The organism is Leptolyngbya sp. GB1-A1, assembly GCF_039962475.1.
GTDB lineage: Bacteria > Cyanobacteriota > Cyanobacteriia > Elainellales > Elainellaceae > Leptolyngbya_A.
Genome location: NZ_JAMPLI010000098.1, coordinates 1 through 8775, shown reverse-complemented (window position 1 = coordinate 8775; position 8775 = coordinate 1). Strand labels below are relative to the sequence as shown.

At 47.5% G+C, this 8775-nt stretch carries 7 protein-coding genes; 4 read left to right on the top strand and 3 right to left on the bottom strand.

From position 1 onward, the window contains the following. Window positions 1–569 precede the first annotated feature (569 nt). From NDI45_RS30215 to NDI45_RS30205, 3 genes are all read right to left on the bottom strand, one after another. Window positions 570–779 carry a phosphodiester glycosidase family protein gene (locus tag NDI45_RS30215; protein WP_348249999.1) on the bottom strand — a complete coding sequence of 70 codons (210 nt, stop codon included), beginning with the start codon at window positions 777–779 and terminating at the stop codon, window positions 570–572. Between the two features lie 148 nt (window positions 780–927). Then, window positions 928–2364, bottom strand: a complete 1437-nt coding sequence (locus NDI45_RS30210) for an AAA family ATPase (protein ID WP_348249998.1) — start codon at window positions 2362–2364, stop codon at window positions 928–930. Between the two features lie 459 nt (window positions 2365–2823). Continuing rightward, entirely contained in the window at window positions 2824–4563 is a 1740-nt protein-coding gene (locus NDI45_RS30205; RefSeq protein WP_348249997.1) for a class I SAM-dependent methyltransferase, read from the bottom strand. A gap of 417 nt (window positions 4564–4980) precedes the next feature. On the opposite strand from NDI45_RS30205, the gene NDI45_RS30200 reads away from it, so the two are divergent. The 4 genes from NDI45_RS30200 to NDI45_RS30185 all read left to right on the top strand — a co-directional run. Continuing rightward, the gene (locus NDI45_RS30200) at window positions 4981–6423 is read left to right on the top strand and encodes a restriction endonuclease (RefSeq protein WP_348249996.1); all 1443 of its coding nucleotides are present in this window, start codon (window positions 4981–4983) and stop codon (window positions 6421–6423) included. A 231-nt stretch (window positions 6424–6654) separates the two neighbouring features. Continuing rightward, the gene (locus tag NDI45_RS30195) at window positions 6655–7062 is read left to right on the top strand and encodes a hypothetical protein (protein ID WP_348249995.1); all 408 of its coding nucleotides are present in this window, start codon (window positions 6655–6657) and stop codon (window positions 7060–7062) included. Next, window positions 7059–7469, top strand: coding sequence for a hypothetical protein (locus NDI45_RS30190; RefSeq protein ID WP_348249994.1), 411 nt, complete (start codon window positions 7059–7061; stop codon window positions 7467–7469). Before NDI45_RS30195 ends, NDI45_RS30190 begins: the two co-directional genes overlap by 4 nt. A gap of 260 nt (window positions 7470–7729) precedes the next feature. Further along, on the top strand, window positions 7730–8775 hold a 1046-nt coding region (locus tag NDI45_RS30185), incomplete at its 3' end, for an ORF6C domain-containing protein (RefSeq protein ID WP_348249993.1).

The following is an 8775-nucleotide window of genomic DNA, read 5'->3' as shown; positions in this document are numbered from 1 at the left end:
GAACGGTTTCGCACCATTGAGTGAGTCTTCGCTTGGGAGGATAAATTCAAGCGCTTATTGCTGCGCTTCGAGCGGATCAGCAAGTTGCACTATGCCTTGAAAACTCTGGCTTACACTCTGATCAATCTGCGGCATTTTTGCCAGGGCTAACCCATTCGTCATTCATCCCTTTTGAGGTCTCGGCAATAGAGACCCAGAGTTGTCGTGCTTTGAAGTCAGAAATATGGGCAAGAGTAGCAGGAAATCGATCCTAATCGATCGTTCTGTTCCTTTAAAGGCTCAATTTGGCCTTGCTATTCAATCTCTCCTATCAACTTTTTGCAAAACCCGCAACCAGTTGCCCCTCAGGGGTTAGGATACGACCGCGATTGCGCTGTTGAGAATTCATAGGCAGACAGCAACCTTTCTTCAGCAGGGACAGTAGGGAGCAACAAGCCTATTCTCCGGCAAATAATCCTTCTTTTTCCCGATTTTAAGGAAATTTCTGGCTTGTCGCTAAAAAGAGCTTCATTCAACGTTACTCCGTTGCGATCAGCAGTGTGATCATTGCAGCATGGGTTTGGGTTGTCCTATCGCGGTAACTCTGGACGAAGCTCGCCCTGCTGAAATTGTCTCCAAGCATCCTGCAATGCGGCAGGAGCAGCATTAGTGCTGTCATACACCGCAATCACGTTCGTCAGGTTTCGCCCGGCTGGATACAGAACCCTGCCTCGGCTTGTCAATGCGACCGAAGCACCCCCGTCTAAATTCATTGCCTGATAAGCTCCAATATCGCGCATGATTTCTGCTGCTCATTAGGGTAACACCGCGTCAATGAACGTCACCATCAACAGTTACTTACCATCCGATTGCAGAACGAGCCGCAGGCATTTGAGAATTGACTTGATGAGCACTGGTAAAGCTTTCAGCCCGAACGGAAGCATTTCTTCAATTGCTTTTTAGTAAAGCATCAAGTTCTCCATTGAAAAGCCTGGAAAAATCTTGCTCATCTGTAATTTTTTCAGAAATTAGTTTTGCGTATTTAGCTTTAGAACCCCCTTTATTTTTTCTTTCGTTCTCACTAATTTCACTTTTAGCTGACGCTTCTAAATTTCCATCTAGATTCGGATAATAGTCTTCAAGTGAATGTAATTTTAGTTCTATAAATCTGCTTCCCAATCTGCTTCTAATTTCTAGCAATCTCTTTTTTAATCTTTCGTCATTTATATTTTTCACGCTATCAATTACGAAAAGATATTTATCAAAATAGTAAGGATTACACTTAACTAAAGTATTGAGTTTTTCAAGCTCATAAATAGTTTCTGCTAAATCGACAGATCTGGAAGTTCCTGAAGCTGAAACAAATTGGATATTTTTAATAATTCCTTTTTTTCTCGCGTCGTCCAAGATTATTTGAAGCGAGTATTCTTCCAGAATGCAATAGTTTTCTGGATAGCCAAAATCAGTTACTTCAGCACCTAACATTTTACTCACTACATAAGCACAGTTCGCACCGGAGTAGCCGCTGCTTACGTTCGTTTCAACCCAGCTTTGGTCATTAAAGTTGAAGTTGATCGGACTCCCATTTTGCAATGGAAAAACTTTTTGTTCTTTAAATTTTGCAGATGAGCTAATAATAAAAGGACTGTGCGTGGATATAAGCAAGAATGTTTTTCTTGCTATTTCTGGAGCTAGGCTCAGGAATAACTCATTGAAGATTATCGGAATTTCCTTCTGAAGGTTGGGATGCAAGCTGATTTCAGGTTCTTCAATTATTATTATATTTGCTGAGTCTGTAAAGTTTTTCGCCCAGCTTCGTAGACTTTTCCTGATATTGATCAATGCTGTCAACCCATCTGCAATCATAGATGGTTCAACATATCCACGATCACTTTCATACACAAGCCTACCGTTGTCTTGATTGAACGGATCATCCTGGTCAACATATTTTTTAGCTGTTAAGCCACTATGGTTAGCTTCCCTGAGAAGTGAGTTTAACTCTGCCAAGTCTTTAGCACTTCCTGCGGTAAGTCTATCTGTCGATTTTCCCATACCTGCAATTCCATTTGCACCTTTTTCATTTGAGGTGTTAGCAGCAAAAATGAATACGTTGGGGCTTAAATCACCTCTATGTTCTGCTTTATTGGGATTGTTGGTATTCCAGTGCAAAGATTGACTTTTACCGTTGAACTCAAAAGTAACTATACTTTCTGGACCAAAAAAACGCCTTGAGTTCACCCCATCGTTGAGAAATGAAACTGCATTCAACACACTTGTTTTACCACTACCAGTTTCACCAACAAAGTAATTTACAAAATCAAATTCTTCAAAAACAGTCTCATCGTAGATCCCTTTAAATCTCTTAATTCTTAATCTAGTACTCATATTGATGTCTGGATCTGGATGGAATTTATTTTCTTATCTTAGTGGTATTTATTCATTTCTCTTATGGTTAGCAGCCAAGGGTTGATGAGGGATTGCATCTTATGTAAAGTACAACTTCATCCAATTATCTGTACTCAAATTGCTAGCTGTAGTATGGGTTAGCAGGACAGGATACCTGTGAGAGTCGAGTGTGAACCCAAGCGAGATTTTTGAATTTGATCACGAGTCCATCCCCCTCTGCTTGCAGTATTAGTCCGCTGTAAGGTTTATGTCCGGATAACCCCGCCCCAAGGGACTGGGAGCATCATTAGAGATCTCAACGCCAGTAGAACAAACGTTTCTACTATTGACTAGAAAATCTAGCATAAATTTAAGGTTCTGAAGCAAATCAGTCGATGCTAATAATGCAAGACTACAAGAATTTAGTGGAAAGATCAGAACTATACAGGCTTGAAGGTTCTAGCCCAACCACTCTGGCACCTGCTGATCGTGCTTCAGCCTCACCCGCTGCATCATGACACCCGTGAAGAGATCATCCAGAGTCAATAAGTCAGCCTCATTCAACACTCCCGGAAGACTGGCACGCGCTTCACTGGTGAACCGAGTAGGGAGCAGTGGATTCGGAGCCTGAAGATACGCCTCGTCCCACCACGACTGGACCCTTTCCTGAGCAGAGCGTAGAATTTCAGCACCCGGCAGACGATCGCGCTTTTGGTGCTGATTCACCTTCCGGTCTGCGGGCATCAAATTCCACAGGTCATCACAAGCCCAGGCTGACCAGGGGAAACAATGGTCAATATCCAATGATTTCTCAGTTAACCGTTTCCCACTCCAGACACAGAACAGATCCTTCAACGACAGCAGTTCGATCGCCCGCTGTCTGGCTGCGGTAACATCCCGGCTGGGGTCTGACCAGGCGATCGCCTCTGCGATCACGGCTTCGTTCAGTGATCGTCCCTGACTGCTGGCGTAGCCTTTCATCAGGCGAATCCACTCGGCGATCAGGGCAGGTTCAACCCAGACATCAAAGCGCAGCAGGGCTAACCAGATGTTTTTGGGAATGAGCAGTTGCCCGAAACTCTCAAGGTAGCTTGTGTCAATTACGATGTCTGCTGGCGTGACCAGTCGAGAGTGCCGAACGACTTTGAGTATCTGGCTGCCGTTGGGGTAGGTCATGTAGTGGGCAGGCATTTCTGCGATCGTCTTTGCGGCTTCTTTCAATGCCTGATGTAATCCCCTGGCGGTCGCCCCTGAAAATCTTGTGCCAATTCGTAAGTCCAGGTGGGAGACGCTACCCAGCGATCGAAAGCCTTCCCCGGCGAATCCTAACCCCTGCACTCCTCGATTGGTTGGAGTTTGAGGCAAATCAGCTTCCAGTAGAGGTTTGAATAGTCGAATCCAGTAGAGGGCAGCCAGACCCAGTGGAACGCTGACCGATTCGTCGTCCAGGTGATGAGCCGTTCCTGCCATGCTGTCCGCCATCCGGCAAATCGTTTGCAGGAGTGCCAGCTTGTAGGTGGAGGATTTTGAGTCGTTGAGAATAATGTGACGCAGCAGCGGCAGCGCACCTGTACCGTCATCCGGGAGGGTCAGTGCGACATGAGTCCAGGATACATCTGGTCGCCCCAGCCGATCGCTCTCCTCCACTTTGCGGACGATCGTGGCTCCATGATTCCGTGCGAGCCGCTCAATCTCTTCCCAAGTCACCTCGTAAATTTCCCGCTCTGCTTCGGCAACCCCGTGCCGCAGGGTAATTGCCAGCAGCCCACCCGGTTTGAGCAACGTGATCACTTTACGAAATGCCCGCGATCGCTCCGCAGGAGGGACATGCATCCAGACCGCACTCAGGAGGATAAAGTCGAACGCCATGCCCAGGCGGTGAACGTGTTGAAGTGCTGGAAGGCAATCGTCTGTCCAGCGAATCCTGGCATCCGGATGAAGTCGCTGTCCTTCTTCTCGCATGGCGGCAGCAGGCTCAGCAGCAATGACTTCATGTCCCAGGCTTGCTAACCAAGCTGCATCTCGACCGCTGCCTGCTCCTACGTCCAGAATTAAGCTGGGGCAATGCGAAGCAGTTTCCCCTGCAGAAGAATGGGGGATTAGTCCAGACAGCCAACTGTGAACTTCCTCCGCTCGAAGGCTTTCATAGGCAGGGATGATATTAGCCGCATTCTGCTCGTACCACTGAATTGAACTCACTTCAAAATTCCCTCACCTAGATGATGTGTTTATCACCCTTGCCTTGCTGCACTTGACGTTGCTGATTTGGTTAAATCACGTTTGATCAAAAGACTTCCAGCATCCTAACAATTGCAACAGGGAAGCAGCTTCGCTCAATCATCAGCGTTGAGCAGTTTACTGCCTCTCTGCAATTGCCTGTGTTCTTTAAACTCCAAAAAAGATTTAGGAAGTCTTCACAGTATTGGGGAGACATTCCTAAATTCATGAGTAAGGCTAGAAGATGATGGGCACACTATGACTACTTGAATATACCTGTTCGTCCCTATCAGACTCCTCCAGTTCCCCTCAACAGTTGAAAACAATCAATTCAACTAGGAAGGTTAAGTGTGCTGGTAGAGCCAAAAAATCTTGTACCCACGCGAGAATCCTGCTCCTATGTCTTTTTCGGAAGCGACCCTGACTATTCTTCGAGAGGCTGGAGAGCCGTTGCATTACCGAGAGATTGCGAAGAGAGCACTGGCGCGAGGATTAATTCAAACTGATGGCAAGACACCGGAAGCAACGCTCAACGCGATACTGGCGGTAGATATCAAACAGAAGGGAGAAACCAGCCCATTTTTCCGTGTGAAGCCAGGGGTGTTCGGACTGCGAATCTGGGGATTGGAGCAGTCTGTGCCAGTGCTTAAAGCTTCCAACACTGATGAGAACCAGCGAGTTCGCATCCCCCACTTTCCGAGCTATTCAGAAGTACGGCTTGTGCTGCCAATTTGGAATGGATGGTTCAGATCCCAAATTACGGGATTGCGCTCCACTATCACCACCTTTTGGGGTAGTCCTCAATCCCCCGTCGATTGGACTGACCCTGATAGCTGGATTCCCCAACGGCTAAAGGATGAAGATCGCCAGTTAGCCGAGGCAATTTGGAGAAAAACTGGGAGAAGAGTTAATCCTCGCTATATCCACGGGCACTGGTTGCTCGCCTCCAATTATGGACTGTTGGAAGAGAACGACAGTGGGCAGATGCTCCTAACAGAGCGTGGTCAGAACTTTGTGATGTATGAGCAAGGAGAGGCAGTTGCTCTGATTGATGAGGGCGAAGGGCTACTCAAAATCCTGACGATCGTTGCGGAAAAGGGTGCTGGGCGACGTGGAGATTTTGTCCCAGAGTGGGCAGATTACCTGCAACGCTATTCCCACTTAGGAAGTGACAGCACGATCACGGATTCGCTGGGTCGGCGATTGCAGAATTTGCTGGAGCGAAGCCTGCTTTCCAAGACAGGCACAACCTACAGCATTACAGATGCGGGTTTAGCATACCTGAATCAAACAGGTGGCTCTGAAGACACCGATAATACAAACGAGTTACAGCAGATCTTCACGCTGGTACAAAAACAAAGGACTAGCATTCAAGCCAGCATCGGAGAGCTTTTAGAGACGATGGACCCGATCGCGTTTGAGTATCTGATCAAGCAGCTTCTAGAAGCGATGAACTATCAGAATGTCACGGTCACCGCCCCCTCGAACGATAAGGGGATTGACGTGAGGGCTGACATTGAGATGGGCATCACCTCTGTCCGCGAAGTTGTTCAGGCAAAGCGGCAGCGGGGCAATATTCAGCGTCCTATAGTGGATGCGCTGCGAGGTTGCCTCCATCGGTTTGATGCAGTGCGAGGAACCATCATTACGACAGGGGACTTCTCCAAGGGAACAACGGCAGCAGCCGTCGAGCGAGGGGCTGCGCCCATTACTTTGATCAACGGGGAAAAGCTGATCAACCTGCTGATCGAGCACAGAATTGGCGTTCGTACCCGATCGGTTGAAATTTTAGAATTAGATGAAGATGCATTTGCCCAACAGTACGAGGGAGATGCTCCTTAGGGAATCGAGAGGAGTGCCTGGAAACAATCGTACTGAGAGTAAAATTCACAAGCAGGTATTCAGCTTCACACTTTTAACTGACCTATGAAACCCCTGTAAACTCTGGGAAGCTCTCGCAACACCTTTCCTGCTGGTATGTCAGGTTAGACTTATGCCGCGCATGGGCTAACTAGATCTGTGGGTTAAGAGTACTCGGCAAAGAAGAGTACTGCTAATTAGAAAGCGGTCTGTATGAGAAAGATAAGTCAATACGTTGTTCCCCTCACAATTCTCTCCCTTCTGACTGGCGCACTCAAAGCTCAGGCAGGAACAGCAGCCTACTTTGGCGTTTGTTCTTTCCATGATCGGGGCAATAACAACGGTGGAAGCATCACCCGAATGCCCTGTTATGTAGTAGAAGGTGGAAATATTCGTGGTGCGTTTACTCATTTTGCCTGGCAGGACGGTGTAGTTACACGATTAAATGCTCAAGCAGGTGAGCCTTTGAGCGATTCTTCCACTGGCAAAACCTATGAAAGAATTAGCTATTTTACGTGGGTCGCGCAGGATGATGGAGATGTCATTACAATCGAAAATCCTGAGTATTCCTCAAGCCGATATGATGTCGCCGATCCAGTTGTAAGAGAGTTGCTGAAATGATGAAACTGATTTCTGCTGTCACCTTCATCTACGGCTTACTCTGGGCAGCATTACCGTCTGCCGAAGCAACCGTCTGGAACTGTCGCTTCAGCGAGGAGGAGCAATCAGCTTACGTGACAGAACCAGGAGTAATCGACGTAAATGCTGCATTCTATGTATGCGATACGTTTGGTCGAAACAATACAGTTATGGTGAAAGTCATTCATGTTGAAAGGATTGGAGGAAGACATTATTTTGATGTTCTCCAGCTTGGGCAGTCTCTTCCCACACTTGAATTCTCGTTGCAGGATTTGAATGAGGGGTCAGTTACAGTGAATGGTGTCTTACCCTACTGGCAGGAGATTGGACCTGACTTTACCAGACGTATCGGGCACGATACTGATTACCTGTCCCCTCGCAGAAACTAATTGTTGAGGCTGTTCTATTCCTGCAATGTTCAAGCAACAGGCGGATTGGACTTGCTCCTGGTTTACATTCTCTATTCTCAAAAGCCAGTGACACAACCCGCAAGAAAAATGAGCAACGCTTATCTGTGTTTACGTAATTCAGGTATTGCTTCTCTCCCCAAAGTGCTAAAGAGTCCGCTTGTATTCAAATTTATTATTCTTTCCTGTCTTTTCTAAAGGAGACAGGGCGCGTCAAAATTCTAGCCAGCAACGGTGCATATATGTCTGTTTTAGATTTCGAGCGCAGGCTTTCTGAAGCTCTGTCGCTGTTCAGCAATGAAGGAAACGACCTGCCTGCGGCGGAAACACGGAGCGATCGGCTGAATCTGGAGTGGAACACAGTTGCAGAAGCAAAACAGCTAAAATCCAGACTCATCCAGGCGCAGAAGCAAATCCGTCTGATCAAAAAAGATGTGAATGCGCTCAAAAAAGAAATCAGGGCGACTTTCTTAGCAGAGACCGCCAAGGTTGGTAAGACGGTTGGGTCTGAGATTTCTAAAGCATTGATAGGAAAAAAGGCAACCGGGCAGGCAAATGCCAGGATTAAGAACCAGTTGCGGCGCAGCAAGGAGAAACAGCTAGAGCCATACGATCGAGTCACTCGGATGCTGGATCAGTGGCTGGCGCGGCTGGATCAGGCAAAATCAGATATTGATCAATGGATCACGAACGAGACAAACCCACCAGAAGCGATCGCTCCTGCTGCACCTGTTCAGGCTGCGACTGCACCAGAACCAGCAGATAATCCCGGAGCATGGGCTGACGGAATAGCCTCACCTGCTGCACAGGCTCCTCCACAAATAGACCAGGAACAATCTTCCTCACTCTCAGGAACGGCACAGTCAGGAAAGGGAGTGTCAGGCATCATCAGCATCTTGTTTGCGATCATTTTTGGCATGTGTGCTCTGGCATCGTTGCCTTCAGAATTTTTTGATTCTGTTGTGTTTACCGGACTGGCACTACTCTGCCTGCCCATTTTCAATCAATTCCTCACAAACAGGGGGTGGAGAATGAAGTTTCGTACTAAGTTTGTAGCATTGATGGCAGGTATGCTTTTCGTAAGCTGTACCCAACCACCTGCATCAATCAATTCTGCGTCTGGGACCCAGGCAGCTTCCGGTTCCGCGTCCACAACCACATCAGCGATCGCCCCGTCTCCTGTTGTTTCATCACCTGCCACCCCCAAGGCTGCTGCGATCGCTCAGACTGTTACGCCAGATCGCACGGCTGCCCGTGTTGTCTCAACCGGAGATGGAGACACTTTCAG